Genomic DNA, 23,931 nt, shown 5'->3' with positions numbered 1-23,931 from the left:
GAGCCGACGCCCGGTCACGGCGGGAACGCACGAGAGCCCCGGTTCGTACGAACCGGGGCTCTCGTTTCCAGAGCGGTGGTGGAGGGATTTGAACCCCCGATGGGTTGCCCCATACTCGCTTTCGAGGCGAGCTCCTTCGGCCACTCGGACACACCACCGAGAGAGATCCTAGCCGATGGTGGGGAGTGCTTCGCAACTTCCGGCCGAGTGGCCCTGCTCACCCACCCCACCGGCCGGTCACCGCTCCCGGAAGAACTCCGTCAGCTGTCGCGCGCACTCCTCCTCCAGCACCCCGCGGATCACCTCCGGGCGGTGGTTGAGCCGGCGGTCCCGCACGAGGTCCCACAGCGACCCCGCCGCGCCCGCCTTCTCGTCCCCCGCGCCGTAGACCACCCGGGCCACCCGGGACTGGACGAGCGCGCCCGCGCACATCACGCACGGCTCCAGGGTGACCACCAGGGTGCACCCGGTGAGCCGCCACTCCCCGAGCCGGGCGGCCGCCCGGCGCAGCGCCAGCACCTCGGCGTGCGCCGTGGGATCCCCGACGGCCTCCCGCTCGTTGTGCCCGGTGGCGAGGACGGCCCCGTCCGGTCCGAGCAGGACGGCGCCGACCGGCACGTCGCCGGCCGGCACCGCCAGGGCGGCCTCCCGGAGCGCCAGGCGCATGGGTGCGCGCCAGGGGTCCCGGACCGGGTCGGGGCAGGCGCCGGGCCCGTCCCCGGGTCCGGCGCCGTGCGGGTCCTGCGGGTCCTGCGTGTCGTACGTGAGGTCGTGCGCGGCGATCACTAGCGGACGGCCTCCAGCACCTCGGTGGCGCCGAGCGCGTCGGCGATCTCCGAGAGGGCCTCCCCGTCGAGGGACATCAGCTCCTTGTGGCCGACGCCGAGGTCGTCCAGCAGGCGCGGATCGCCGAGCGGGCCGGCCGGCACCGGCTCGGAGCCGGACCCCGCCCCGGCTTCCGCCCCGTCGTCCTCGTCCGCATAGGCGGCGACGGGCTCGTCCTCCCCGTCCTCGGTGCCGTCCAGGTCCAGTTCGTCGAGTTCGTCGTCCTCGTCGACGCTGCCCAGCAGCTCCTTGGTCAGCATCGATCCGTAGGAGCTCCGGTCGGCGGCGGAGGCGTTCGACACGAAGTACCGGGGGTCCTCCTCTCCGTCCACGCGGATGACGCCGAACCAGGCGTCCTCCTGCTCGATGAGGGCGACCACCGTGTCGTCGTCGACAGCGGCGGAACGTGCGAGATCGATCAGATCACTGAGGGACTCGACGTCGTCGAGTTCCAGGTCGCTCGCTTCCCACCCGTCTTCGGTGCGCGCGAGCAGTGCGGCGAAATACACCGTGACTCTCCCACTGGTCATAGGCGTGCCGGTTGGAGGTCCCCCCGGCCGGAGGTTGGGGTGTGAACGGTCGTGACACAAGCTGTTCGCACCCCGCCCAATCGGCATCGTGGCAGAAACAGCGGCTTTGCGAGAGGTCTTCCGCGCGGCGGCCGTGTCGCGGCGCCGGGCGGAGGGCCGGTCAGGGGCCGGTCGCTGCCGTGGGCATCGTGCCCCTCACCAACGGAACGTACGCATCCGCATCTGCTGCCGCATCCGGGCCGCGCGGGCGCGGCGGGGCTGGACCCGGTCGCGCAGGGCCCGGGCCTCCATCAGGTCGCGCAGGAACTGGGCGCGCCGCGCCCTGCGCTGCGCCGCGGTCTCCGGCGCTCGGTCCGCCTCGCTCCCCCTGCCGTCGTTCTCGGGCTGCGTCTTGGGCATCGGCACCACCCCAGGCTGGTCCGGTCGTCCTCCTCCGCCGGCGCGAAGCAGACCCCCCGGCTCCCACCTTCCCCCCGTCGGCGCGTTTGATGCCACCCTCTTCCGGATAGGCCCAGGTCAGGACGGGGAACTCCTGAGTGGTCAGGTCACGCCCGGTGACCTCGGCCGGCCTCAGTCCGCGTCGTCCGTGAGCGCCGGGACGACGGCCACCGGGCCGTGCGCGTGGTGGAGGACGGCGTGCGCCACCGACCCCATCAGCAGTGAGCGCCGGCGCGGATGGTGGCGGCCCACCACGACCAGCGCGGCCGACCGGGACGCCTCCACCAGGCGCCCCGCCGCGTCCCCGGGCACGGCCGCCTGCTCGACCGGTACGTCCGGGTGGCGGGCCCGCAGCGGGGCCAGCCGCTCCGTCTGGGCCCGCAGCATCTCCCGTTCGGCCGGCACCCCGTCCCCGCCGTCGGCGAGGCCCTCGGGCGGCACCACCTCGAAGGGGGCGTCGACCAGCGCCGTCGGACCGGGCGGCACGGCGTACGCCGAGACCACCTGGACGGTGGTCCCCCGGGCGGCGGCTTCCGCGAACGCGAAGCGCAGCACGTCCTCGGGCGTCTCGGCGGCGTGCAGCCCGAGCACCACCCGCCCGGCGGAAGCGCCCCAGGGGTCCTCGACCGCGCGGTCCTCGTGCGGGACGACCACCACCGGGCACCTCGCGCTGCCGGCCACGGCCCGGCTGTTGGAGCCGAGCATCAGCGTGGCGAACCCGCCGCGCCCCCGCGAACCCATGACCAGCATCAGGGGCGCGTTCTCGGCGCCCACGACCCGCAGCGCCTCGGGCACGGAGCCCTCCAGGGCCTCGTAGCGGACCTGGGCGGGGTACTGCGGTCCCTCCTCCAGCAGGGCCCGGACGCGGTCGCCCACGGGGTCGGCGTACTCCTCGGGCTCGTTCGGGTCGTGGAGGGACGAGCGGCGCCCGGCGTAGAGCTGGGAGACGTCGGGCAGGACGTGCGCGACCATCAGGCCGGCGCCGTGGCGCAGGGCGGCCAGGCGGGCCCATTCCAGGGCGCGCAGGCTGTGCTCGGATCCGTCGACGGCGGCGATCACGAGGCCGCCGCTCACTTGGCCGTTGCTCACCCGTCAAGGGTGCTGGCCGTCGCGGCGGCCCGCATCTCATGGGCCCCGGGGCGTGCGCGGGACGCGCCGCGCCCCTTCCACCGCGTAGCCTTTTGGCAGCAGGTCGCGAACAGCGGCCGTTTATCGCAGGTAGCAGGGTCGCAGGTCGCGGATCGCAGGTCGAAGCCCGGCTGAGTCTTGGAGGATGTTGTGCGTTTGCAGGTCGTCGATCACCCCTTGGTGGCGCACAAACTCACCACGCTGCGCGACAAGCGCACCGATTCCCCCACGTTCCGGCGGCTCGCCGACGAGCTGGTGACGCTCCTCGCGTACGAGGCCACCCGCGACGTGCGCACCGAGCAGTCGGACATCGAGACCCCGGTCGGCCCGACCACCGGTGTAAAGCTGTCGCACCCGCGCCCGCTGGTCGTGCCGATCCTGCGCGCCGGCCTCGGCATGCTGGACGGCATGGTCCGGCTGCTGCCGACCGCCGAGGTGGGCTTCCTGGGCATGGTCCGCAACGAGGAGACCCTGGAGGCCTCCACGTACGCGACGCGCATGCCCGAGGACCTCTCCGGCCGCCAGGTCTACGTCGTGGACCCGATGCTGGCCACCGGCGGCACGCTGGTCGCCGCGATCCAGGAGCTCATCAAGCGCGGCGCCGACGACGTGACCGCCGTGGTGCTGCTGGCCGCGCCCGAGGGCGTCGAGGTCATGGAGCGCGAGCTGGCGGGCACGCCGGTGACGGTGGTGACGGCCGCCGTGGACGAGCGGCTCAACGAGCACGGCTACATCGTGCCGGGCCTGGGCGACGCGGGCGACCGCATGTACGGCTCGGCCGAGTAGCGGGGCCCGCCTTCAGCACTTCGGGGAGGGCGCGGGCGCGGGGTTGGCCAGTACGGCCAGCGCCTTGTCCGCGTCCTCCTTCGTGTTCAGCTCCTTGAAGGCGTCGCCCAGGATCAGGTCGACGTCCGCGCCCTCGCGGGTGTCGGTCTGCTGGGTGACGCCGGTGAGCTGGGTGCCGAGGACGGAGTACACCGCCTTGTCGGTGCGCGGGGAGCCGAGCAGTATCCCGGGCCCGGGCACCTTCTTGTCGAAGTCGGCGGGGGCGTTGCCGACGTGGCCGATGGTGAAGCCGCGCTTCTTCAGCTCGTCGCCGACGGCCTTGGCGAGGCCTGCGCGCGGGGTGGCGTTGTAGACGTTGACGGTGATCTGGCCGGGCTGCGGCAGGGCGGCCGCGGGGACGCCCGAGGCGGCCGGGCCGGGGTTCGCGGCGTTGGCGGGACGGGCGGGGGCGGCGGGGCTCTTGGTCGGGCAGTCCTTCGCGGCCGCGGCGGCACGCCGGTCGCCGTCGCCGCCCCGGAACACGTCGATGAGCTGCAGTGCCCCGTAGCCGAGCAGGGCCAGCGCGAGGACCGATCCGAGCAGGGCGAACACGATCTTCCGGCGTCGCCGAGGCCGGCTCATGCGGGGGTACGCAGTCCCCGTGACGCGGTACTTTCCGCCCATGCCGGGGGGAGTGAGCATGCTCATGGGCGCAGCGTAGTGCCGTACCGGAACGATGCCTACTAAATGATCTGTTGATCGGGTAAGGCAGACCCGAAAGGCGCAACCGCGGCCCGACCGGGCCGCCTGCGGGCCTCTCGGAGGGCCTCCGGTCAGTCCATTTCGAGCACGCGGGCGTGCAGCACCTGCCGCTGCTGGAGGGCCGCGCGCACGGCGCGGTGCAGTCCGTCCTCCAGGTACAGGTCGCCCTGCCACTTCACGACGTGCGCGAAGAGGTCGCCGTAGAAGGTGGAGTCCTCGGCGAGCAGCGTCTCCAGGTCCAGCTGTCCCTTGGTCGTCACGAGCTGGTCCAGCCGGACCGGGCGCGGGGCGACGTCCGCCCACTGCCGGGTGGTTTCCCTGCCGTGGTCGGGGTACGGCCGTCCGCTTCCGATGCGCTTGAAGATCACACGGAAAGCCTACCGGGCCGGTGCCTCCGGGCGCAGCCTCGCTCCGGCGGTGCAAAAGTGGCACTCAGGGCTATTCCGGGAGTGACGCATGAGCCAGAGCACCGACCCGCCCGAGCCGACGGCCGCTGCGGGGGGTCAAGCGGACCCGGAGGGTCCGGCCGCCGGGATCGCCGCCGGGTACGCCTTCACGGGGCCCGCGCTGGAGCTCGGGGCCCTGCTCTGGGACGGCGCCTGCCTGCCCGACCGGCGGATCCGCGTCCCGCTGTCGGTGCTCAACCGCCACGGGCTCGTCGCGGGCGCCACCGGCACCGGCAAGACCAAGACCCTCCAGCTGATCGCCGAGCAGCTGTCGGCGCACGGCGTCCCCGTCTTCCTCGCCGACGTCAAAGGAGACCTTTCGGGGATCTCCGCCCCCGGCGCGCCGGGCGGCCGGACCGCGGAGCGGGCGACGGAGGTCGGCCAGGCGTGGGAGGCCACCGGATGCCCCGCCGCCTTCTACTCGCTCGGCGGCATCGGCCCCGGCATCCCGCTCCGGGCGAGCGTGACCGCCTTCGGCCCGGTCCTGATGTCCAAGGTGCTCCGGCTGAACCCGACGCAGGAGCAGTCGCTCGGCCTGATCTTCCACTACGCCGACTCCAAGGGCCTGGAACTGATCGACCTCAAGGACCTCCGGGCGGTCGTCGCCTTCCTCGTCTCCGACCAGGGAAAACCGGAGCTGAAGGGGATCGGCGGGCTCTCCGCCGCCACCGCCGGGGTGATTCTGCGGGCCCTCACCGCATTCGAGCAGCAGGGCGCCTCGGAATTCTTCGGCGAACCCGAATTCGACACCGGTGAATTCCTGCGGACGGCCCCGGACGGGCGCGGGCTGATTTCCGTACTGGAACTCCCCTCCGTACAGGACAAACCACAGCTTTTCTCGACATTTCTCATGTGGCTGCTCGCCGACCTCTACGCCGACCTCCCCGAAGTCGGCGACCCGGATCGTCCCAAGCTGGTCTTCTTCTTCGACGAGGCCCACCTCCTCTTCAACGGGGCCTCGAAGGCCTTCCTGGAATCCGTCACCCAGACCGTGCGCCTGATCCGCTCCAAGGGGATCGGCGTCTTCTTCGTCACCCAGACCCCCAAGGACGTCCCCGCCGACGTCCTGGGCCAGCTCGGCAACCGGGTCCAGCACGCACTGCGCGCCTTCACCCCCGACGACGCCAAGGCCCTCAAGGCCGCCGTCCGGACCTTCCCCAACTCCGCCTACGACCTGGAGGAGTTGCTGACCGGCCTCGGGACCGGCGAGGCCGTCGTCACCGTGCTCGGCGAGAAGGGCGCCCCCACCCCCGTCGCCGCCACCCGGCTGCGCGCCCCGCAGTCGCTGATGGGCCCGGTCGACGCCGCGGCCCTCGACGCGGCGGTCAAGGCCTCCCCGCTGTACCCGCGTTACGCGCAGCCCGTCGACCGCGAGTCCGCGTACGAGAAGATCACCGCCGAACAGGCGGCCGCGGAGGCCGCGGCGGAGGCGGCCGCCGCGGCGGAGGCCGACGAGCGGGCGGGGGCCGACCAGCGGGCCGGGGCGGCGCGGCGGTCCGCGGGCCGAGCCCCGAAGCCGGAGCCCTCGGTGGTCGAACAGGTCGTCGGCAGCGGCCTGTTCCGCTCACTGGCCCGCTCGATCGGCACCCAGCTGGGGCGCGAGATCTCCCGCTCCCTCTTCGGCACGGCCCGCCGGCGCCGCTGAGGCGCGGCGCTCCAGGGGGAATCGAGCGAACCGGTTGTCCGCGTTGCGGCAGCCGCTGACAGACTCGTAGGCATGCGGACCGAACTCACCGACACCACGTCCAGCAAGATCGACCGGGCCATGCTGGCGGCCCGTCGAGCCGTGGGCAGCCCCACCATGGGGCTCGTGCTGACCCTCGTCATCGTGACGGACGAGGAGAACGCCTACGACGCCGTACGCGCGGCTTCCGAGGCCGCCCGCGAGCACCCGTGCCGGATCATCGCGGTGATCAAGCGGACCCACCGCGGCCCGGAGCGGCGGCGGCGGACCCGGCTCGACGCCGAGCTGCGCGTGGGCTCGGACGCCGGGTCCGGCGAGATCGTCATCCTGCGCCTGCACGGCGACCTCACCACCCAGGCCGGCTCGATCGTGCTGCCGCTGCTGGTGCCGGACGCGCCGGTGGTCGCCTGGTGGCCGGCCGACGCCCCCGCCGACCCGGCCCGCGACGACCTGGGCGCGCTGGCGCAGCGCCGGATCACCGACGCGCAGGCGGCGGTGGACCCGGTCGGCGTCCTGGGCGCCCGGGCCTCCGCCTACGCCCCCGGCGACACCGACCTGGCGTGGACCCGGCTCACGCCGTGGCGCTCGCTGCTGGCCTGCGCCTTCGACCAGAAGGCCCTGCCGGTGACCGCGGCGGCGGTGGAGAGCGAGCCCGACAACGCCAGTGCCGAGCTGCTGGCGCGCTGGCTGGAGGACCGGCTGGGCGCGCCGGTGGCCCGGGTGGCGACCGGCGGGCCGGTCATCACCCGCGTCCGGCTGGAGACGGCCGCCGGCGAGGTCGTGGTGGACCGGCCCACCGGCTCGCTGGCCACCCTGGTCCTGCCGGGGTGGCCCGACCGGAAGGTCGCCCTCAAGATCCGCAGCACGGCCGAGCTGATCGCGGAGGAGCTGCGGCGCCTGGACGCCGACGAGGTCTACGCCTCGGCGCTGCGCAGCAGCCGGCCGGCCCAGGCCTCGCTCTCGGCGTAGTGGTTGTCGTAGGTGGGCTGGCTGTCGATGATGTCCTGCACGGTGGCCTCGCCCGCCCGCACCCGGCCGAGCAGCCGGTAGTAGTCGAAGCGGCCCATGCCGGGGGTGAACCCGACGAACACCTCGGCGGTGTGGCCGGCGGCCGGGGCGAAGGCGTGCTTCACGCCGGGGGCGATGCTGAGGAAGTCGCCCTCGGAGAGGGTGTGGACCTCGTCGCCGACGAGGACGTCGAGGCGGCCGTCGGTGACGTGGAAGAACTCGGTGGCCTTGGTGTGGAAGTGCACCGGGGCGCCGGCCGCGCCGACCTCGAAGCTGGCGGTGTTGCAGGTGAGTTCGGCGGTGTCGGTGAGCAGGGTGATGACGCTGCCGGGGCCGTCGGAGATGCGTTCGGCGGTGGTGGCACGGGTGAGGTTCTCGGTCATCCCGCCGACGCTACCCGGAGGCTCGGACATCGGCCCGTACGGCCGGCCGGTCCGTCAAACAGCCCCGGCGGCAAGGGCCGTGGGGCGCCGTCCGCCGCGCGGGGCCGGGTGGCCGCTTCGCGCGGCGGGGCCTACGCGCCGCCGGAGGCCTTGGCCGCGGCCTTCGCCGCCTGCTTGTACGCGCGGACCTTCGCCAGCGACTCCGGTCCGGTGATGTCCGCCGCCGAGCGGTAGACGTTCGCGGGCCCGTAGCCCCCGGCCGCCTCCCGCCACCCCTTCGGCCGCACCCCGTACCGCTTCCCCAGCAGCGCCAGGAAGATCTGGGCCTTCTGCTCCCCGAAGCCCGGCAGTGCCTTCAGCCGCTTCAGCAGCTCCGCCCCCGTCGCGGCGTCCGCCCAGACGGCCGCCGCGTCCCCCGCGTAGTGCTCCACCAGGTACGCGCACAGCTGCTGGATCCGCTTCGCCATCGACCCCGGGTACCGGTGGACGGCAGGCTTCTGCGACAGCAGCGCCGCGAACGCCTCCGGGTCGTAGGCGGCGATGGCGTGCGCGTCCAGGTCGTCGGCGCCGAGCCGCTGGGCGATCGTCCACGGCCCGGAGAACGCCCACTCCATCGGCACCTGCTGGTCGAGCAGCATCCCGGTGAGGGCGGCCAGCGGGCTGCGGGCGAGCAGGTCGTCGGCCTCGGGCTGCTGCGCGAGCCGGATGGTGATGTCGTCCATGCCCCCCAGCCTCCCCCGGGACCGGCGCCCGCGCCCGTTCGGCGCGCGGTCGTCGGACCCCGGCCCTAGCGTGGGAGGGACGTACGGGCAGACGAGAGACGACGGACGACGGACGACACAGGAGTCGATCGACCATGGCCGATTTCCCGGAAGGCGCCCCCTGCTGGGTGGACGCGATGTTCACCGACGTGGAGGCCGCCAAGGAGTTCTACGCCGACGTGCTGGGCTGGACCTTCGGCGAGGCCAGCAGCGAGCACGGCAACTACACGCAGGCCTACTCCGACGGCAAGGCGGTCGCGGCGGTCGTACCGCCGATGCCGGGCGGCGACGCGCCGTCCCAGTGGTGCCTGTACTTCGCCTCGGACGACGCCGCCGCCACCGCGGAGAAGATCAGGGCGGCGGGCGGCACGCTGATGATGGAGCCGATGCAGGTCGGCACGTTCGGCACGATGGCGATCGCCAAGGAGCCCAGCGGCGCGGTCTTCGGCGTCTGGCAGCCGGGTGAGCACAAGGGCTTCGAGAAGCTGGGCGAGGCGGGCTCGTACGCCTGGGCCGAGGTCTACACCCGTGAGCCGGGCAAGGCGGACCCGTTCCTGGAGCGGGTCTTCCCGTACTCCTCCCTGCAGATGGCGGCCGGGGACGACCCGGAGGCGGCCGGGATGGACTTCAAGATCTTCAGCGTGGGCGGCGCGGACCACCCGGTGCTGGGCCGGATGAAGATGGGCGACGAGTTCCCGCCGCAGGTGCCGTCCTACGTGCAGGTCTACTTCGGTGTGCCGGACTGCGACCTGGCGGTGGAGAAGACGCGGGCGCGCGGCGGGCAGCTGTACTTCGGCCCGATGGACAGCCCCTTCGGCCGTTTCGCCGCCCTCGGCGACCCGCAGGGCGCGGTGTTCGCGGTGATCGACATGAACACCCGGGTCGGCGAGATGCCGGACTTCACCTAGACACGGCCTGGACCGCCCGCCGGGCCCCCGGCCGCGCTACGAGCAGTCCTTGCAGGTTCCCGGGACGGGGCTGCGGAAGGCCCTGTCGCACTTCGTGCAGGACACCAGGGGGTCCGGCGGGACGTAGGCGGGTCTGCGGAGGGCGGGCGGGAGGTCCGGGGGTTCCTGGGCGGTGAGGCGGTAGGAGATCAGGCCCGCGGGGTTGCGGAGTTCGGCGGGGATGTCCGCCGTGAGGACGGAGATCACCGCTTCCCTGGTCACACCGCGTTCCAGCCAGGGTTCCAGCCGGGGGGCGAGGCGTTCGATGTCCCGGCGGCCGAGGAGGAGGCGGTGGTCCGTGCGGCGCAGTTCTGCGAGGACCGTCTGCGCCGCCCGGCGGGCGGGCGGGGGTTCGGCCGGTGGTTCCGGTTCCGGAGCGGGAGGCGTTGCCTCGGGCCGTGACTGCGCTGCGGCGGAGGGCACTTCGGGCTGCGGCGGCGGGGGTGGTGGCGGTGGTGGGGCTTCGGGGGGCGGTGCCGGTTGCGGCCGGGGCGGGCGCGTGGCGGCGGCCTTGGGGTGGTTGTAGGACACCGTGTGCGTGACGAACCGCCCGTCGGGCAGTTGTTCCCGTACCCGCTTCAGGTAGCCGTACGCCTCCAGTTCGCGCAGGGCCGACGCGATGCGGATCTCGCCCTCGGGCAGGCGCCGGGCCAGGTCCTTGATGCCGATGGGCGTTCCGGACGGCAGCGACTGGATGTACGCGCCCAACCCGCGTGCCGTCAGCGTCAGATGGGGGTGCTGCGCCAGGTGGTTGCCGATGACGGTGTACCTGGTCGTGTGACGGACGTTGGAGTGATGAACGCCGTACGTGGCGCGCTCCGGCGCGCTAGGGTGCTGAAGAGCCATGGGAAGTCTGGGTTACTTCCTGTTTGGTCAGGCCCTCGTCCGGGATTGCCGTCCCGGCGGGGGCCGTCTTCGTTGGTGGGTGATCGGGGCGAGCATATGCCCGGCAACCCGTCCGAAATCCAGCGGAGTTGGACTTCTTCACCCGTGCGAGTGAGACGGCCGCCGCGGGAGGCTGGTGGGGTGGGGAGAGGGTTCTTTCCCCGGTTCTTGCGAAGCAAAAGAAACGTACGGGCGGACCGGATCGCGCTCTCCCGCGTGCCGGTCGGCCCTCTGGTTCCGCGGTGCGGCGGTCATGCGGCGGTGGTGGCGGGGCGGTCAGATGCTGCGGGCGGTGATGTCGCCGTAGGCGGTGGTCGCGCGGATGCTCAGGGCGGCGTCTCCGCCCCCGCTGTTGGTGAGGGCGTTGTGGATCCGGCCGTAGGAGGTGCCGGCGTCCAGGGAGGCGGAGACCCCGCGGGCGGCGCCGACGGAGATGCCGCCGTACCGGGTGGAGAGGGTGACCGTGCCCCGGCCCGCCTCCGCGATGCTGATGTCGCCCTTCTGGGTGCTGACCTCGACCGGGCCGCCGGTGCGGCCGAGCGCGACGTCACCGGCCTGGACGGTCAGCCGGGCCGAGGCCGTCTCGTCCAGCTTGACCTGGGCGTGCGCGCCGTCGAAGACGACGTCGCCCAGGCGTCCGACGCCCCGGAGGTCGGCGGCGGCCGCCTTCGCCTCGACGCGGGAGCCGGCGGGCAGCTGGACGGTCACCTCGACGGCTCCGGAGTTCCCGAGGAGGCGGTTCTTCGCCGGGGCGGCCGCGATCCGCAGGACGCCCTCGCGGAAGTCGACCGTGATCTGCTCCGCCGCCTTCACGTCGCGGCTCTTGGAAGGGTTGGCGGGACGGATCTCGACGGTGGCGTCGGCGCGGTCGGCGGCGATGAGCTGGATGCGTCCGGCCGGGATGTCGAGGACGGCGGAGACGGGGGCGGCGGTGGCGAACTTCTGCATGGTGGGCTCCTGCGCTCTGCGGTGGTCCATCGGCGTTTCCGACAAGAGAAACGCTATGTTGCGTTCAGGTGTGCGGCAACGGCAGAGTTGCGAGTGAGGTGCATATATGCAGCTCAGGGCTGCGAAATCGTTGCAGTGGGCCTGCGGTTTAATGCAATGAATCCGCGAATTTCGTTGCAATGGAATGGAAGTGAACGCCACGCCACGCCCCGCCACGCCCCGCCCCGCCACGCCCCGCCCCGCCACGCCGCGCCGCGCCCGGCCGCGCCGCCCGGGTCAGGGGCCGCAGGACTCCGCGAGGTAGTCGGCGGCCAGGGTGCCCGCGCGGGTGAACCAGTCGTTGAGCACCGCGACCTCCTGCGGGCTGTACCGCGCGAAGAGCTCCGCGAGGAGGGCGTAGTACGGCTCGTAGACGGCGCGGACGCGCTGCGCGGCCTCCGGTACGGCGACCACGCGCACCCGGCGCCGGTCGGCGGGGTCGGGCTGCCGGGTCACGAAGCCGCCGCGCTCCAGCCGGTTGACGATGCCGGTGACGGCGCCCGTGGTGACGTGCGCGCGGGCGGCGAGGTCGCCGGCGGTGACGGGGGCGTCCCCGGCCTGGAGCACGTACGCGAAGCAGATGAGGTCCGTCGGGCTCAGGCCCAGGTTCCGGGCGAACTCCTGCTGGGCCACCATGCTCGTCGCGATCAGGTCGTCCATCGCGCCGATCGCCGCCGGAACGGAGGCGGCGGGTCGGGGTGTGCCCTCCATTGAAAATCCCTTAGTGCCTAAGATAAATTGCTTACTGACTAAGACATCATAGGTCGGGAAGGGGTGACGTATGAGCGCGCAGGGATACGACGAGGGGCACACGGTCGCCGGATGGGCCGGAACGGCCGTCGCCGCCGTCGGAGCCGCGGTGGTGGGCCTGGGGGTGTGCGGCTGGACGCCGGGCCTCTGGATCGGGGCCGGCGTCCTCGCGGCGGCGGCCCTGCTCACCTGGGTGCTGCACCTGGCGGGCTGGGGCAAGGGGCCCGGCCCCCGGCCGCAGTCGCACTGGGCCATGGGGACCCGCGACCACACCGCGCGCGAGGGCCACGTCGAGTGCCTCGGCTGCCGCGCGGCCGGACGCCGGCCCGCCACCGCCCGGTCCCGCTAGCCGCGTCCCGCACGGCAGAGGCGAGGCGCACGGGTGGTTCCGGTTCGTGGATGCGAGGGGCTCTCGGCGCGGTGATCGAATCCGTCCTACGGTCGATCCCGCGCGGTTCTTCCCGGGCCGCGCGACATCACTACGCAAGAGGTCGGGGCACCCATGAGCCTGAGCATCCGCAACCAGATCGCCGGAACCGTCACCGCCATCACCGCCGGTGAGGCCATGGCGACGGTCAAGGTCCGTCTCGACGGCGGTCAGGACATCACCGCCGCCATCACCGTCGACGCCGTCAAGGAACTGGGCCTGGCGGCCGGCTCCTCCGTGAAGGCCCTGGTCAAGGCCACCGAGGTGGCCCTGGCGACCGGTCCCGTCGAGGGGCTGTCCATCCGCAACCAGATCGCCGGCACCGTCGTCGACGTCGCCGCCGGTCCGGCCATGGCCTCCGTCAAGGTGGACGTGGACGGCGGCGGGCTGACCGCCGCGATCACCGCCGACGCCGTCGACGCGCTCGGCCTGGCCGCCGGCTCCTCCGTCGTCGCGCTGATCAAGTCGACCGAGGTCTCCCTCCAGGCCGCCTGAGCCCCGCCGGGCACCGGCCGGGGCCGTCACTCGATGAAGAGGCTCCGGCCGCGTCCGATGGTGCTCGCGCCGGGGTCGATCTGCTGCGTCACCCGGCCGTCGCAGTCCGTCCCGTCCCACACCCATGCCACCTCGTCCGTGTGGTTGACGACCTGCGGCGGGGCGAAGTCGCCCAGCCGGTAGCAGCCCGACGGGTCCTCGTGCTCCGTCCCGTCGATGACCAGGACCCCGTCCGCCGCCTGCGCCGTGCCCGCCGGAGTGGCCAGCGCCAGCAGTGCGGCCGCCGCGCACGCTCCCAGGGCCTTCCCCGTGCGTCGTGCCGTTCGCAACATCGTCCGTCCACCTCTCGACCCGTCCGACCAGCTGTCGTCGCTGATGGTAGCGAGCCGTGGCTCAGGGTGACGGCGTGTCCCGCGGTGGCGGAGGGGCGCGTGTTCAGACCCCGATCAGCGCCGGGACGTCCAGGGTGCCGAACCACACGTGGGTCACCGCGCTGACGTAGCGGGCCCCGCAGCGGTCGGACGGGACCACCAGCTGGCTGCCCGAGCCGTCGAGGTCCTCGCCGTCGAGGCGGGTGGCCAGCAGGACCGGGCTCCCGCAGAAGTCGTCGTCCAGCTCCGCCCAGGACAGGACGGTGTGGTGGCCGTCGCCGCCGCTGACCGCCAGGAGGTAGCGGCCGCGGTCCTTGCGGCGGCGGGCGTCGAAGACGGGGCCGGCGCCGGAGATGACGTCCCGCAGCAGCGCGCCCTCGAAGACGTGGTGCTGCGGGCCGTTCGTCGCGCAGTCGAAGACGACCTTCGCCCGGTGCTGCGGCCATCGCCGCAGGTCGGCGACGGTCAGGGTCGCCGGGTGGTCGAGGTCGCCGTGCAGCAGGAGTGAGGCCATGGGCCAGTCATGCCCCGCCGGAGGAGTGGTGGAACCTCATCTGCCAGGTTGGGAGGGTCCTATGAGTCGCAGCTGTGCGCCTCCTTGGCGGTTCCCCCTTGCAGTTTCCGGTTGATTTCCCGCCACACCACGTCACGGGTCACCGGCATCTCCGTGAAGCGGATCCCCGTCGCGTTCCGCAGGGCGTTCGCGAAGGCCGGGGCCACCGGGTTGAAAGGGCTCTCGCTCATGGACTTGGCGCCCAGCGGGCCGATCGCGTCCGAGGTCTCCATGAAGTGGACCTCCGTGCGCGGGACGTCCGCGTACTGCGGGAGCCGGTAGCGGCGGAAGGCGGCCGTGGTGACCTCCCCGCGCTCGTCCACCCGTACCGTCTCGAAGAGGGTGGCGCCCAGGGCCTGGGCCACGCCGCCCTCCACCTGGCCCCGGCACTGCATCGGGTTCATCACCTTGCCCGCGTCGGCCGCGTGCACGCTGCGCAGGATCCTCATCTCGCCCGTGTCCGGGTCCACGGCGAGGCGGAACCACTGGGCGTTGAAGGCGACCGAGCGCGGGGAGCCGCCCCAGTGTCCGTCCGCCGCGATCTCGTCCAGCGCGCCCTTGTCGTGGGCGGCCTCGTAGAGCTCCTTGAGGGGGACGACGCGGCCCGCGCAGTCGAAGGCCTCGGCCTCCAGCGTGCACAGGTGCCGGGCCACGCCCGTGTGGCGGGCCGCGAAGGTCCTGAGGCGCTCCGCGAGCGAATCGGCCGCCAGCATCACGGCCTTGCCCGCCACCACCGTGCCGGCCGAGCCGAACGCGCCGGTGTCGTGGCGGACCACGTCCGTGTCGGACTGGCGGACCGTGATCCGGTCGACCGTGGTGTTCAGCGCACCGGCGGTGATCTGCTTGTGGACGGTGGTGGTGCCGTTGCCGAACTCGGCGGTGCCCACCGCGATGTCGTACGTGCCGTCGCTCAGCAGGCTGACCCGCGCGTCGGCGAAGTGGCCGCCCGGGGGGCCGGTGGCGATCATGGCGACCGCCGATCCGGTGCCGGTGAGCCAGCCCTCGGGGACGTCCTCGTGGCTGCGGTCCTCCGCCTCGGCCCTGCGGACGACGTCCATGCACTGCTTCATCCCGTAGGAGGCGATGAACAGGTCCTCCTCGTGGCCGATCGGGGTGACCATGTGGTCGCCGGCGCCTATGACGTTCTTCTCGCGCAGGGCGAGGGGGTCCATGCCGAGCCGGATGGCGAGCTCGTCCATCACCGATTCGAGGGCGAAGAGGACCTGGCCCAGGCCGTAGCCGCGGAAGGCCCCCGCGGGCACGCCGTTGGTGTAGACCGAGTACGCCTCCACCTGCTTGTTCGGCGCCTTGTAGACGGCGAAGGACTCGCCGGCGCTGTGGAACATGACCGCCGGGCCGTGGTTCCCGTACGCGCCGGTGTTGGAGACGATGCGGATGCGCAGCGCGGTGAGCGTGCCGTCCTTCTTCGCACCGATCTTGATGGTGACCTTGAAGGGGTGGCGGGTGGTGGCGCCGTAGAACTGCTCGGCCCGGGTGAACTCCAGTTTCACCGGGCGGCGCAGCTTCAGGGCGGCGAGGACCACGATGTCCTCGGTGAGCATCTCCTGCTTGCCGCCGAACCCGCCGCCCACGCGGCCCGCGACGACGCGGACCTCGTCCTCGTCCAGGCCGTAGAGGGCGCACAGCGCCCGCCGGGTGAGGAAGGGGGCCTGGCTGGAGGTGCGGACGGTGATCCGCTCGCCCTCGCCGTCCTCCTTGGGCTCGAACCAGGCCACGCAGCCGTGGGTCTCCAGGCTGGCGTGCTGTACGCGCTGCGTCCGGAAGGTCTCCTCGTGGACGACGTCCGCCTCCGCGTAGCCCTTCTCCATGTCGCCGACGGTGCCGTGGACCTCGCCGCACACGTTGTTCTCGGCGCGGAAGATCCCCGACTCGGGGCCCTTGGGGTGCAGGACGGGGGCGCCCGGCAGCATCGCCTCCTCCGGGTCGATGACGTACGGGAGTTCCTCGTACGTGACGACCACGCGCCGGCAGCCCTCCTCGGCGGCCTGCTCGCTGTCGGCGACCACGGCCGCCACGCGCTGGCCGACGAAGCGGACCACGTCGTCCAGGACCCGGGTGTCCATCGGGTCCTCGGTGGGGTGTTCGTGGCGGGCGGAGGAGTACAGGTGGTCCGGGGCGTCGTGATGGGTGAACACGGCCTGCACGCCCGGGACCTGGAGGGCGTCGCGGACGTCGATGCCGACGATGCGGGCGTGCGGGTGCGGGGAGCGCAGCAGCTTCATGTGCAGCAGCCCGGGTACCTCGACGTCGAAGGTGTAGCGGGCGGTGCCGGTGACGACCTGGGGGCCGGCCGGGGCGCCCGGGCTGCGGCCGACGGCCCGGCCGGCCTCGGGCTCCTCGATGTGCCTGACCCCGCGGACGGCGTCCTCGATGGCGCGGTAGCCGGTGCAGCGGCAGATGTTGCCCTTGAAGGCGCGCGGCAGGTCGTCGAGCTTCCCGTCGTCGTGGGCGGTGCCCCGCTCGGCCTGGAGGGCGGAGGTGGTCATCAGGAAGCCGGCCGTGCAGAAGCCGCACTGGAAGCCCTGGGCCTCCAGGAACTGCTTCTGCGCCGGGTGGAGGTCCCCGCACGGGGAGGCCAGGCCCTCGACGGTGGTGACGGAGCGGCCCTCGGCGCGGACGGCGGGGTAGAGGCAGCTGTGCACGGGCTGCCCGTCGACGTGGACGGTGCAGGCCCCGCAGTCGCCCTGGTCACAGCCCTTCTTGACACCGAACCAGCCGCGTTCGCGCAGGTAGGTGCGCAGGCACTGGCCCGCCCGGGGCTCGTCCTCGAAGCGCTGCCGGTTGATCTCGATCTCGTAGCTCATCGGGGTCCCTCCGGGGGGAGCAGTTCGCGGCGGATCTGCTCGGCCTGGAGCAGGGCCATGTGCCGCCGCCATGCGGGCAGTCCGTGGATGTCGTCGAACCACTCGTCGGGGCGGACGGCGCCGTCGATCACGGCGCGCAGCTCGGCGGCGGTGGGCGGCAGCGCGAACCAGAAGCGGAACGGCCGGGTGGTCGCTGCGGAGACGGTGACCGCGAGCGAGCCGTCCTGGGGGTCGCTCGTGCCGATCACCAGGGAGGCGGAGCGGCCGAGCCCGTAGAGGGAGGCCTGGCGGAAGGCCGTGCGGGTGTCCAGCGCGCGGGCCGGCAGGCGCACCGAGCGCAGCATCTCCCCGTCGCGCAGGTCCTTGACGCCGGCGCCGCGGACGAACTCGGTGACGGGCATGCGGCGGGTGGTGCCGTCCTGGCCCTGGAGCAGGACGGTGCCGTCGAGGGCGGCGGTCAGGGAGATGCACGGCCCGGCCGGGAGGCCGTTGCAGAGGTTCCCGCCGACGGTGGCCATGTTCCAGATCTTGAAGCTGGCCAGGAAGGCCCGGCAGCACTGCTCGAAGAGCGGGGCGGCGGGGGCCGGCAGGCTGCGGCCGAAGCGGGACAGCTCGGTGATGGTGCAGGTCGCGGCGATGTCGAGGGAGCCGTCGGGCTGCCACGACAGGGGCGGCCAGCCCATCCGGGAGAGGTCGACGAGTCGGCGGATGTGGGGCTGCGGCTCGGAGAAGAGGTAGGTGCCCCCGCCGAGGAAGGCGTCGCCGGGGCGCCAGGGTTCGCGGCGGCGGGCATCGCGCACGTCGAGCACCGTGTTGAGGTCCATTTCGCGCCACCAGCCTCTCTGTCGTCCGGGGCGTGCGCTTCAGTGAAGCAACGGCGAAGGGGGCGAAACGACTGGTCCAGGCCACGGAAACAAGACAGTCCGGAAGCGGCCGTCCTGGAGGATTCACCAAGGGGCACAGACGGGGCATAGGCGGGCGATGCCCTTGCATTTACGATGGGCTTCCTCGTATTCGCCTGGCGAATGTGGGTGATCCCCACCGCAAGGAGTCCCTGCCATGCACGTCCTCGACCTGCTCCGGTCCGACAGTCTCGGCCTCACCCTGCTCTGGGGCGAGGAAGCCCTTCTCGGCCAGGAGGTCAGCGGGGTCACCGCCACCGACCTGGAGGACCCGGGCCGCTTCCTGGGGCCCGGCGAGATCGTGCTGAGCGGGCTGGTGTGGTGGGCGGACGGCGACCTGGGGAAGGCGGACCGCTTCGTCTCGGCGCTCGCCGACGCCGGGGCCACCGCCCTGCTGGCCGGCGAGGAGACCCACGGGCGGGTCCCCGACGCCCTCGTCGACGCCTGCCGGGCCCACCGGGTGCCGATCGTGGCCGTCCCGGCGCGGACCAGCTTCCGGGCCGTCACCGAGGCCGTGTACCTGCGGCACTGGGGGGACCTGAGCCGTCGGCCGACCCGGACCTTCGCCCTCCCCTCCAACGCGCGCGCCGAGCTGAGCCGGCTGCTGGAGGACGGGGCCGCGCCCGGCGAGCTGCTGGAGCGGGCCTGCGCCCACCTGGGCCGGGTGGACTGCTACCTGCTCACCGCGAGCGGCCGCACGGTGGCCCGTACGCCCTCGGCCCCCGTGATCCCCGCCCAGCGGGCGGCCTCGCCCTCCCGGGGCGGGCTCACGCTGCGGATCGAGGCCGACGGCTCCCCGTACGACGCCTGGCAGCTCCACCTGCCCGACGCGGACGCGGCGCCGCCGCGCGTGCTGCACGAGATCGCCGAGGTGCTGGCCCAGCACCGCGACGGCCCGGCCCACCGCGAGGCCGCCGCCGCGCGGGCGGCGGGGCGGGAGCTGGCCGGGCTGCTGTCGGCGGACTGCGAGCCCGCGGCGCTGGAGGAGGCCCTCACCACCGCCGGACTCCCGCCGCAGGGACCGTACCGGGTGCTGGTGGCCACCTCGGTTCCGGCGCTGGCCGAAGCCCTCGCGCACCTGGAGGGGGTGCGGTGGGCGCTGGGCGAGGCGGCCGGCGGGGAGGCGGTGGCCGTCCTGTACGAGGGCCCGCACGCCCCGCAGGACACGGCGGCCGGACTGCGCGGGCTGTGGCCGCTGCTCCAGGTCTGCGGGGGCCCGGAGGCCGACCTGCGCCTCGGCGCGGGCGCGACCGCCGTCGGGCCGGAGGACCTGCGGGCCTCCCTGACCCAGGCCCGCTTCGCGCTGACGGCCGCCGACGCGGTCGCCCCGGTGCGGGGGGTCGAGCAGCTGGACACCCTGGGCGGGCTGATGGCGGGCGTGCCCGAGGAGGTCCGGGCGGTGTTCGGCGAACGGGTGCTGGGGGCGCTCGGGGACGGGATGCTGCGGGAGACCCTGGAGGTGTTCCTGGCCAACAACTGCTCGTGGGCGCGGACCGCGCAGGCGCTCCACCTGCACGTCAACACCGTGCACTACCGGATGGAGCGCGTGCAGGTCCTGACCGGCCGCGACCTGTCCCGCCTGGACCACAAGCTCGACCTGTACGCCGCCCTCCGCTGCCGCTGAGCACGGCGCCTACGCCCCGGTCGGCCCGCCCGGTCCGCCCGGTACGTTGACGTGGACCTCCGTCGACTTCACCCGGGCGGTGACGCTCACCCCGACCGCGATCCCCAGCTGCTCCACCGACTCCCGGGTCACCACCGAGACGATCCGGTGCGGACCCGACTGGATCTCCACCTGGGCCGCCACCTCGTCCATCCGGACGGCGGTGACGATCCCCGCGAAGGAGTTGCGCACGGAGGTGGCGGCGGCCCGGTCCGGCACCGGGTGCAGCCCGGCGGCGCGCTCCTTGGCGAAGGCGGCGAGCGCCGGCCCGTCGACGGCCCGCGTCCCGTCGGGCGCGCGCAGGGCGGGCAGCCTCCCGGATTCGGCCCAGCGGCGGACGGTCTCGGGACTCACGCGCAGCAGACCGGCGGCCTGACCGATGGAGTACGAGGGCACCCGCCCACCCTATCGGCGCCCCCGCGCACCGGCCGGGGCCGGAGCGCCCAGACCTTCGCCCGCTCCAGGTCGCGGGTCATCCGCTCCAGGTCGCCCACGGCGGTCCGGTACGCCTCCGCCGGCCCGCCGGCCCGCCGGCCCGCCGTCCGCCGGCCCGCCGGCCCGCCGACCGCCGGTCCCCTACCCGGCCGCGTCCGCCAGCCAGTTGCCGTGGAAGCCGTGCGGGACGCGGGCCGGCAGGCGGACCGTGGCGACCGGTGGGGCCGCGAGGTCCTCGGCGTCGAGGACGACCAGGTCGCTGCGGTCGGTCCCGGCGTCGTGGACGTACGTCACGAGCCAGCCGGACGTCCCGGACGGCGACCCCTCGGCGGCCGGGGCGAAGGCGGCCTCGCCGGGCGTCCGGGCCGGGCCGAAGTCGTGGGCGGTGGACGCCCCGGTCTCCAGGTCGTAGCGGACCAGGGAATTCCCGCAGGTCACGTGCCCGTGCTCCGCCCGCAGCCCGGCCAGCCGGTCGTCGATCCGGGGGAACTCGCCCGGCCGGTCGTCGCACTGCTCCTCCCGGACCGTCCCGGTGGCGGGGTCGGCCGTCCACTTCCACAGCACGGCCTCCCCGCCCCCGGCGACCGTCCCGTCCGCGGCGCGCCGGGCGTGCTCGGGGTAGCGCATCACGTGGACCACGACCGTCCCGTCCGGGGCGTCGTAGGCGTTCAGCACGTGGAAGACGTAGCAGGGGTCGAGGGCGCACCAGCGCACCCGCCCGTACGGGTCGTCGCGGCGCAGCACCCCCAGCCGGGCCCCGTACCCGTCGTCCCAGCGGTACGGCATGGTGCCGCTGCCCAGCAGGCCGAGGTCGAGGACCACCGGCAGGTCCAGGAAGACGACGTGCCCGGCGGTGAGGGCGAAGTCGTGCATCATCGTCGCCCCGGGGACCTCCACCGGCCGGCTGACCGTCAGTTCCCCGGAGGCGTCGGCCCGGTGGTAGGTGAGGTGGGGGGCCTCGGCGATGCCGTAGCCGAAGAAGTGCAGCTCCCCGGTGACGGGGCAGGCCTTGGGGTGCGCGGTCATCGCGGTGGTCAGCCGCCCGCCGAAGTCGTACGGGCCGACGGTGTCCAGCGCGGGGGTGAGCTCGTACGGCAGGGCCGTCTCGACGAGGGCGAGGGTGCGGCCGGCGTGCCGGACGACGTGGGTGTTGGCCGGTCCGGCGGTGAGGTCGCGCCGCCCGCGACCGTCGTACGTCCGGGCCCCGTCGGTGAGCTGCGCCGTACGGACCCAGCGGTTGCGGTACGAGAGGGCCCGGCCGCCCTCGAGGCGTACGCCGTGGACCATGCCGTCGCCGAAGAACCAGTGGCCGGAGGCGGCGTCGGCCGGGTTCGGCCCGTTGCGCAGGTACCAGCCGGCCAGCTCCTCGGGGATCCGGCCGGTGACGGGCAGGTCGTGCGCCGTCAGCTCGTCCATGACGGGGGCGTAGTTGCCGGAGAGGTGGCGGGGGGTCGTGTCGGAGGTGGTCATCGGGCACCGGCCTTCGTCTGGAGGGAGGCGACGTAGCGGGAGGTGAAGAGCATCGGGAGGACGAAGCCGGCGGCCTGGACGGCCGTGGCGGCCGTCGAGTGGCCCTGGCCTGCGTGGGCGAGGACCGCGAGCGCGCCGGCGGTCAGGGCGAAGGCGGCCGTCCAGGCGCCGGTGATGACCGTGTTGGCCCGGACGAAGGGGCGCAGCCCCCAGACCTCGCGGGGGGTGGTGCGCTTCGCGATGCCCAGCGTGAAGGGCTTGCGGATGAGCAGCGAGACGGCGGCGACCAGGGCCAGCGTGGCCGAGGAGAGGGCCGCCGAGTAGTCGTGCACGGCCGACCCCGGGTCGGCGAAGGCGATGCCCGCCAGGGCCGCGAAGAAGACCGCCGAACCGATCTCGATGATCAGCGCGTCGGGCCCGGCCCCCTCGCGGCGCTGCTGCACGGCCACCGCGACCGCGGCCGCCAGCGCGGCGAGCGCGCCCCACTGCCACTGGGCGGAGGGGACCACGGCGAAGACGATCCACGGAAGGAAGGTGCGCAGGTACGACATCGAAGACCCCCGGTTGTGTGCTGCTCGCTGCCCTGACGTTCCTGTTCTGACATGTCGAAGGTAGACCTTCCAAAACTGACATGTCAAGGATGGAATGTAAGGTGAGGGGCATGAGCCTTCGACACGCCCTCCTCGGACTCCTCGCCGAGCGCCCGGCCAGCGGCTACGACCTGCTGAAGCGCTTCGAGACCTCGCTGGCCAACGTCTGGCCCGCCACCCAGAGCCAGATGTACGGCGAGCTGTCCAAGCTCGCCGCCGCCGGGCTGATCACCGTCTCGGCGGAGGGCCCGCGCGGCCGCAAGGAGTACACCCTCACCGACGAGGGGATGGCCGAACTGCGCCACTGGCTGACGGAGACCAGGCCGCAGCGCACCCCCCGCAGCGACACCCTGCTGAGGGTCTTCTTCCTCGGTGTGCTCCCCCGGGAGCAGGCGAGCGCCTACCTGACGGGGCTGATGGACCACTCCGACGAGGAGTACGAGGCCCTGCGCGCCCTGGAGCGGTCGATCGACTGGGGCGAGGACCAGTTGTCGGTGTACGGCCGGATCGCGCTGGAGTACGGCCTGCGCCTCAACGAGATGCAGCGGGAGTGGGCCCGCTGGGCGGCCGACCGGCTGCGCTAGGGCGCTCGGGCCCCGTCATGCCCGGCGGCGGCGCGGGCCGCGGCGTCGGCGGGAGTGGCGTCGAGGCCGACGACCGTCTGGAAGTGGCTGCCCATGGGACGACGGCAGACGCCGGAGGGCCGGACCGCCGCCGCGGTCCGGCCCTCTCCTGGCTGAGGTCCCCCAGGGGTCACTTCATGCCGACGGCGTACCGGTACGAGAAGTGGACGATCTTCCAGACCGTCTCCAGCTCCGCATAGCTGCGGGGGCCGTAGACGAGCGTCACCGCCTGGACCGGGTGGTGCACGCCCCAGCCCGCGGAGATCACCTCCTCCTCGGCCTCCTTCGGGAGCGTGAGGTGGAGGGAGCCGTCGTGGTGGGGGTGGATGTGGGCCCACTCCCTACCGCGCTGGAAGGCCTCGGCCGGGCCCGTGCCCACGCCCTCGGGCAGGAAGAGCGCCCGGGCGTGCGGGACCGAGACGAGCGTGGGCGCCATGTACACGTAGGGCAGCGCGCGCATCCGCCCCCACAGCTCCTCCTGAAGCATGATCGGGGAGATCTGGGAGCCCTGGCCGTGCGGGGCCGGGCCGAAGACCTTCGGGGCCGCGCCCTCGCGGGGAGTCAGGGTGAGCATGGCGGTGTTCCTTTCCGGCCGGTCGCCCGGCCGAGAGCGTGGAGGGCCGACGGAGCTGCGGCCGCGGGGTGCGTCAGGCGTTCGCCTTGGTGGCGAGCTGCTCCAGGACGGCGAGGACCGCGGTGGCGATCTCGGCGTCGTCGGCGGGGTGGGTGTCGGCGAAGCGGGTGACGGATCCGGCGACCGAGAGGCGGGCCTCCTCCAGGACGGCGCCGCCGGCGACACCGGCGGACTTGCGGGCCTCGTCCTGCGCCCACACGCCGCCGTAGCTGCCGAAGGCGGTGCCGATGACGGCGACCGGCTTGCCGGTGATCGCGCCGGTCCCGTAGGGGCGGGACAGCCAGTCGATCGCGTTCTTCAGGACGGCGGGGATGGTGCCGTTGTACTCGGGGGAGACGAGCAGGAGCGCGTCCGCACCGGACACCGCCTCCCGCAGGGCCGTCGCCGCGGCGGGGACGGAACCCTCTACGTCGATGTCCTCGTTGTAGAAGGGGATCTCGGCGAGGCCCTCGTGGATCTCGACGGAGACGTCGCCGGGCGCGTGCTTGACGGCCGCCTCGGCCAGCTGACGGTTGTGCGAGCCGGCCCGGAGGCTGCCGACGAGGGCGAGGACGCGAACGGTCATGGTCGGACTCCTTGTTGAAAAGACGCCTGAGGGCGGAGGACGCGGACACCGCGATCCCGTCCCGACGGTAGGCGCGGGC

General features: G+C 73.4%; 28 protein-coding genes and 1 tRNA gene. 8 read left to right on the top strand and 21 right to left on the bottom strand.

Annotated features, from left to right (window positions below):
* Positions 1-73 precede the first annotated feature (73 nt).
* From AB0469_RS25305 to AB0469_RS25285, 5 genes are all read right to left on the bottom strand, one after another.
* Positions 74-158: transfer RNA gene (locus AB0469_RS25305), tRNA-Ser, on the bottom strand.
* A 79-nt stretch (positions 159-237) separates the two neighbouring features.
* Positions 238-666, bottom strand: coding sequence for a tRNA adenosine(34) deaminase TadA (gene tadA / locus AB0469_RS25300; RefSeq protein WP_366453793.1), 429 nt, complete (start codon positions 664-666; stop codon positions 238-240).
* 119 nt (positions 667-785) lie between these two features.
* Positions 786-1,334, bottom strand: a complete 549-nt coding sequence (locus AB0469_RS25295) for a hypothetical protein (protein ID WP_366453716.1) — start codon at positions 1,332-1,334, stop codon at positions 786-788.
* 216 nt (positions 1,335-1,550) lie between these two features.
* The gene (locus AB0469_RS25290) at positions 1,551-1,754 is read right to left on the bottom strand and encodes a hypothetical protein (protein WP_366453715.1); all 204 of its coding nucleotides are present in this window, start codon (positions 1,752-1,754) and stop codon (positions 1,551-1,553) included.
* A gap of 171 nt (positions 1,755-1,925) precedes the next feature.
* Positions 1,926-2,882 carry a universal stress protein gene (locus tag AB0469_RS25285; RefSeq protein WP_366453714.1) on the bottom strand — a complete coding sequence of 319 codons (957 nt, stop codon included), beginning with the start codon at positions 2,880-2,882 and terminating at the stop codon, positions 1,926-1,928.
* A 189-nt stretch (positions 2,883-3,071) separates the two neighbouring features.
* On the opposite strand from AB0469_RS25285, the gene upp reads away from it, so the two are divergent.
* Entirely contained in the window at positions 3,072-3,707 is a 636-nt protein-coding gene (gene upp / locus AB0469_RS25280; RefSeq protein WP_030225496.1) for a uracil phosphoribosyltransferase, read from the top strand.
* 12 nt (positions 3,708-3,719) lie between these two features.
* Here the strand turns inward: upp and AB0469_RS25275 are convergent, their stop codons facing one another.
* On the bottom strand, positions 3,720-4,394 hold the full coding sequence (locus AB0469_RS25275; RefSeq protein WP_366453713.1) for a LytR C-terminal domain-containing protein: 675 nt from the start codon (positions 4,392-4,394) through the stop codon (positions 3,720-3,722).
* Between the two features lie 125 nt (positions 4,395-4,519).
* On the bottom strand, positions 4,520-4,816 hold the full coding sequence (locus tag AB0469_RS25270; protein WP_008740979.1) for a type II toxin-antitoxin system VapB family antitoxin: 297 nt from the start codon (positions 4,814-4,816) through the stop codon (positions 4,520-4,522).
* Between the two features lie 88 nt (positions 4,817-4,904).
* Between AB0469_RS25270 and AB0469_RS25265 the strand changes: the two genes are divergently transcribed.
* Together AB0469_RS25265 and opcA are read left to right on the top strand one after the other, a co-directional pair.
* Positions 4,905-6,539 (top strand): helicase HerA-like domain-containing protein, encoded by a 1,635-nt coding sequence (locus AB0469_RS25265; protein WP_366453712.1) that lies wholly within the window; start codon positions 4,905-4,907, stop codon positions 6,537-6,539.
* A gap of 72 nt (positions 6,540-6,611) precedes the next feature.
* Positions 6,612-7,547: a glucose-6-phosphate dehydrogenase assembly protein OpcA gene (gene opcA / locus AB0469_RS25260; protein ID WP_366453711.1), complete on the top strand. Its 936-nt coding sequence runs from the start codon at positions 6,612-6,614 to the stop codon at positions 7,545-7,547.
* Here opcA and AB0469_RS25255 read toward each other — a convergent pair.
* Positions 7,493-7,969 (bottom strand): cupin domain-containing protein, encoded by a 477-nt coding sequence (locus AB0469_RS25255; RefSeq protein WP_366453710.1) that lies wholly within the window; start codon positions 7,967-7,969, stop codon positions 7,493-7,495. The two genes, opcA and AB0469_RS25255, sit on opposite strands and share 55 nt — an antisense overlap.
* 131 nt (positions 7,970-8,100) lie before the next feature.
* The gene (locus AB0469_RS25250) at positions 8,101-8,691 is read right to left on the bottom strand and encodes an HhH-GPD-type base excision DNA repair protein (RefSeq protein ID WP_366453709.1); all 591 of its coding nucleotides are present in this window, start codon (positions 8,689-8,691) and stop codon (positions 8,101-8,103) included.
* A gap of 134 nt (positions 8,692-8,825) precedes the next feature.
* Between AB0469_RS25250 and AB0469_RS25245 the strand changes: the two genes are divergently transcribed.
* Positions 8,826-9,638 (top strand): VOC family protein, encoded by an 813-nt coding sequence (locus AB0469_RS25245; RefSeq protein ID WP_366453708.1) that lies wholly within the window; start codon positions 8,826-8,828, stop codon positions 9,636-9,638.
* A gap of 36 nt (positions 9,639-9,674) precedes the next feature.
* Here AB0469_RS25245 and AB0469_RS25240 read toward each other — a convergent pair whose 3' ends face one another.
* From AB0469_RS25240 to AB0469_RS25230, 3 genes are all read right to left on the bottom strand, one after another.
* Complete coding sequence (locus AB0469_RS25240; RefSeq protein ID WP_366453707.1) at positions 9,675-10,523, bottom strand: helix-turn-helix domain-containing protein; 849 nt, start codon at positions 10,521-10,523, stop codon at positions 9,675-9,677.
* 315 nt (positions 10,524-10,838) lie between these two features.
* Positions 10,839-11,510, bottom strand: coding sequence for a DUF4097 family beta strand repeat-containing protein (locus AB0469_RS25235; protein ID WP_366453792.1), 672 nt, complete (start codon positions 11,508-11,510; stop codon positions 10,839-10,841).
* A gap of 276 nt (positions 11,511-11,786) precedes the next feature.
* On the bottom strand, positions 11,787-12,260 hold the full coding sequence (locus AB0469_RS25230; RefSeq protein ID WP_366453706.1) for a MarR family transcriptional regulator: 474 nt from the start codon (positions 12,258-12,260) through the stop codon (positions 11,787-11,789).
* Between the two features lie 70 nt (positions 12,261-12,330).
* Here AB0469_RS25230 and AB0469_RS25225 point away from each other — a divergent pair, with 70 nt between their 5' ends.
* Both AB0469_RS25225 and AB0469_RS25220 read left to right on the top strand, forming a co-directional pair.
* Entirely contained in the window at positions 12,331-12,648 is a 318-nt protein-coding gene (locus AB0469_RS25225) for an HGxxPAAW family protein (protein WP_366453705.1), read from the top strand.
* A 153-nt stretch (positions 12,649-12,801) separates the two neighbouring features.
* Positions 12,802-13,221 (top strand): TOBE domain-containing protein, encoded by a 420-nt coding sequence (locus AB0469_RS25220; RefSeq protein WP_366453704.1) that lies wholly within the window; start codon positions 12,802-12,804, stop codon positions 13,219-13,221.
* Positions 13,222-13,247: 26 nt separating this feature from the next.
* Here AB0469_RS25220 and AB0469_RS25215 read toward each other — a convergent pair whose 3' ends face one another.
* From AB0469_RS25215 to AB0469_RS25200, 4 genes are all read right to left on the bottom strand, one after another.
* On the bottom strand, positions 13,248-13,553 hold the full coding sequence (locus tag AB0469_RS25215) for a hypothetical protein (protein ID WP_366453703.1): 306 nt from the start codon (positions 13,551-13,553) through the stop codon (positions 13,248-13,250).
* Between the two features lie 103 nt (positions 13,554-13,656).
* Positions 13,657-14,106 carry a molybdopterin-dependent oxidoreductase gene (locus AB0469_RS25210; protein ID WP_366453702.1) on the bottom strand — a complete coding sequence of 150 codons (450 nt, stop codon included), beginning with the start codon at positions 14,104-14,106 and terminating at the stop codon, positions 13,657-13,659.
* A gap of 59 nt (positions 14,107-14,165) precedes the next feature.
* Entirely contained in the window at positions 14,166-16,970 is a 2,805-nt protein-coding gene (locus tag AB0469_RS25205; RefSeq protein WP_366453701.1) for a molybdopterin-dependent oxidoreductase, read from the bottom strand.
* The gene (locus tag AB0469_RS25200; RefSeq protein ID WP_366453700.1) at positions 16,967-17,794 is read right to left on the bottom strand and encodes an FAD binding domain-containing protein; all 828 of its coding nucleotides are present in this window, start codon (positions 17,792-17,794) and stop codon (positions 16,967-16,969) included. The genes AB0469_RS25205 and AB0469_RS25200 overlap by 4 nt, the downstream gene beginning before the upstream one ends.
* A gap of 235 nt (positions 17,795-18,029) precedes the next feature.
* On the opposite strand from AB0469_RS25200, the gene AB0469_RS25195 reads away from it, so the two are divergent.
* Complete coding sequence (locus AB0469_RS25195) at positions 18,030-19,496, top strand: helix-turn-helix domain-containing protein (protein WP_366453699.1); 1,467 nt, start codon at positions 18,030-18,032, stop codon at positions 19,494-19,496.
* Positions 19,497-19,505: 9 nt separating this feature from the next.
* Here the strand turns inward: AB0469_RS25195 and AB0469_RS25190 are convergent, their stop codons facing one another.
* The 3 genes from AB0469_RS25190 to AB0469_RS25180 form a co-directional block, all read right to left on the bottom strand.
* On the bottom strand, positions 19,506-19,931 hold the full coding sequence (locus AB0469_RS25190) for a TOBE domain-containing protein (protein ID WP_366453698.1): 426 nt from the start codon (positions 19,929-19,931) through the stop codon (positions 19,506-19,508).
* Between the two features lie 180 nt (positions 19,932-20,111).
* Positions 20,112-21,440, bottom strand: a complete 1,329-nt coding sequence (locus AB0469_RS25185) for a carotenoid oxygenase family protein (RefSeq protein ID WP_366453697.1) — start codon at positions 21,438-21,440, stop codon at positions 20,112-20,114.
* A complete protein-coding gene (locus AB0469_RS25180; RefSeq protein WP_366453696.1) occupies positions 21,437-21,991 on the bottom strand; it encodes a hypothetical protein in 555 nt (184 codons plus the stop codon). Before AB0469_RS25180 ends, AB0469_RS25185 begins: the two co-directional genes overlap by 4 nt.
* A 110-nt stretch (positions 21,992-22,101) precedes the next feature.
* Between AB0469_RS25180 and AB0469_RS25175 the strand changes: the two genes are divergently transcribed.
* Complete coding sequence (locus AB0469_RS25175) at positions 22,102-22,614, top strand: PadR family transcriptional regulator (protein WP_366453695.1); 513 nt, start codon at positions 22,102-22,104, stop codon at positions 22,612-22,614.
* A 169-nt stretch (positions 22,615-22,783) separates the two neighbouring features.
* Here AB0469_RS25175 and AB0469_RS25170 read toward each other — a convergent pair whose 3' ends face one another.
* Positions 22,784-23,227 carry a luciferase family protein gene (locus tag AB0469_RS25170; protein ID WP_042809829.1) on the bottom strand — a complete coding sequence of 148 codons (444 nt, stop codon included), beginning with the start codon at positions 23,225-23,227 and terminating at the stop codon, positions 22,784-22,786.
* 73 nt (positions 23,228-23,300) lie between these two features.
* Complete coding sequence (locus AB0469_RS25165) at positions 23,301-23,852, bottom strand: NADPH-dependent FMN reductase (RefSeq protein ID WP_366453694.1); 552 nt, start codon at positions 23,850-23,852, stop codon at positions 23,301-23,303.
* Positions 23,853-23,931: the final 79 nt, after the last annotated feature.

It is taken from the genome of Streptomyces sp. NPDC093801 (assembly GCF_040701585.1).
Lineage (GTDB): Bacteria > Actinomycetota > Actinomycetes > Streptomycetales > Streptomycetaceae > Streptomyces.
Note: the sequence above shows the minus strand (reverse complement) of the source record. Positions and strands in the feature narration are given on the sequence as shown.

Coding starts and splice junctions, on each gene's coding strand:
- AB0469_RS25170 (WP_042809829.1), bottom strand. CDS start 23,227: ATGCTCACCCTGACTCCCCGCGAGGGCGCGGCCCCGAAGGTCTTCGGC.
- AB0469_RS25205 (WP_366453701.1), bottom strand. CDS start 16,970: ATGAGCTACGAGATCGAGATCAACCGGCAGCGCTTCGAGGACGAGCCC.
- AB0469_RS25250 (WP_366453709.1), bottom strand. CDS start 8,691: ATGGACGACATCACCATCCGGCTCGCGCAGCAGCCCGAGGCCGACGAC.
- AB0469_RS25235 (WP_366453792.1), bottom strand. CDS start 11,510: ATGCAGAAGTTCGCCACCGCCGCCCCCGTCTCCGCCGTCCTCGACATC.
- AB0469_RS25200 (WP_366453700.1), bottom strand. CDS start 17,794: ATGGACCTCAACACGGTGCTCGACGTGCGCGATGCCCGCCGCCGCGAA.
- AB0469_RS25230 (WP_366453706.1), bottom strand. CDS start 12,260: ATGGAGGGCACACCCCGACCCGCCGCCTCCGTTCCGGCGGCGATCGGC.
- tadA (WP_366453793.1), bottom strand. CDS start 666: ATGCGCCTGGCGCTCCGGGAGGCCGCCCTGGCGGTGCCGGCCGGCGAC.
- AB0469_RS25165 (WP_366453694.1), bottom strand. CDS start 23,852: ATGACCGTTCGCGTCCTCGCCCTCGTCGGCAGCCTCCGGGCCGGCTCG.
- AB0469_RS25195 (WP_366453699.1), top strand. CDS start 18,030: ATGCACGTCCTCGACCTGCTCCGGTCCGACAGTCTCGGCCTCACCCTG.
- AB0469_RS25225 (WP_366453705.1), top strand. CDS start 12,331: ATGAGCGCGCAGGGATACGACGAGGGGCACACGGTCGCCGGATGGGCC.
- AB0469_RS25175 (WP_366453695.1), top strand. CDS start 22,102: ATGAGCCTTCGACACGCCCTCCTCGGACTCCTCGCCGAGCGCCCGGCC.
- AB0469_RS25180 (WP_366453696.1), bottom strand. CDS start 21,991: ATGTCGTACCTGCGCACCTTCCTTCCGTGGATCGTCTTCGCCGTGGTC.
- AB0469_RS25275 (WP_366453713.1), bottom strand. CDS start 4,394: ATGAGCATGCTCACTCCCCCCGGCATGGGCGGAAAGTACCGCGTCACG.
- AB0469_RS25290 (WP_366453715.1), bottom strand. CDS start 1,754: ATGCCCAAGACGCAGCCCGAGAACGACGGCAGGGGGAGCGAGGCGGAC.
- AB0469_RS25265 (WP_366453712.1), top strand. CDS start 4,905: ATGAGCCAGAGCACCGACCCGCCCGAGCCGACGGCCGCTGCGGGGGGT.
- AB0469_RS25240 (WP_366453707.1), bottom strand. CDS start 10,523: ATGGCTCTTCAGCACCCTAGCGCGCCGGAGCGCGCCACGTACGGCGTT.
- opcA (WP_366453711.1), top strand. CDS start 6,612: ATGCGGACCGAACTCACCGACACCACGTCCAGCAAGATCGACCGGGCC.
- AB0469_RS25255 (WP_366453710.1), bottom strand. CDS start 7,969: ATGACCGAGAACCTCACCCGTGCCACCACCGCCGAACGCATCTCCGAC.
- AB0469_RS25185 (WP_366453697.1), bottom strand. CDS start 21,440: ATGACCACCTCCGACACGACCCCCCGCCACCTCTCCGGCAACTACGCC.
- AB0469_RS25210 (WP_366453702.1), bottom strand. CDS start 14,106: ATGGCCTCACTCCTGCTGCACGGCGACCTCGACCACCCGGCGACCCTG.
- AB0469_RS25215 (WP_366453703.1), bottom strand. CDS start 13,553: ATGTTGCGAACGGCACGACGCACGGGGAAGGCCCTGGGAGCGTGCGCG.
- AB0469_RS25220 (WP_366453704.1), top strand. CDS start 12,802: ATGAGCCTGAGCATCCGCAACCAGATCGCCGGAACCGTCACCGCCATC.
- AB0469_RS25245 (WP_366453708.1), top strand. CDS start 8,826: ATGGCCGATTTCCCGGAAGGCGCCCCCTGCTGGGTGGACGCGATGTTC.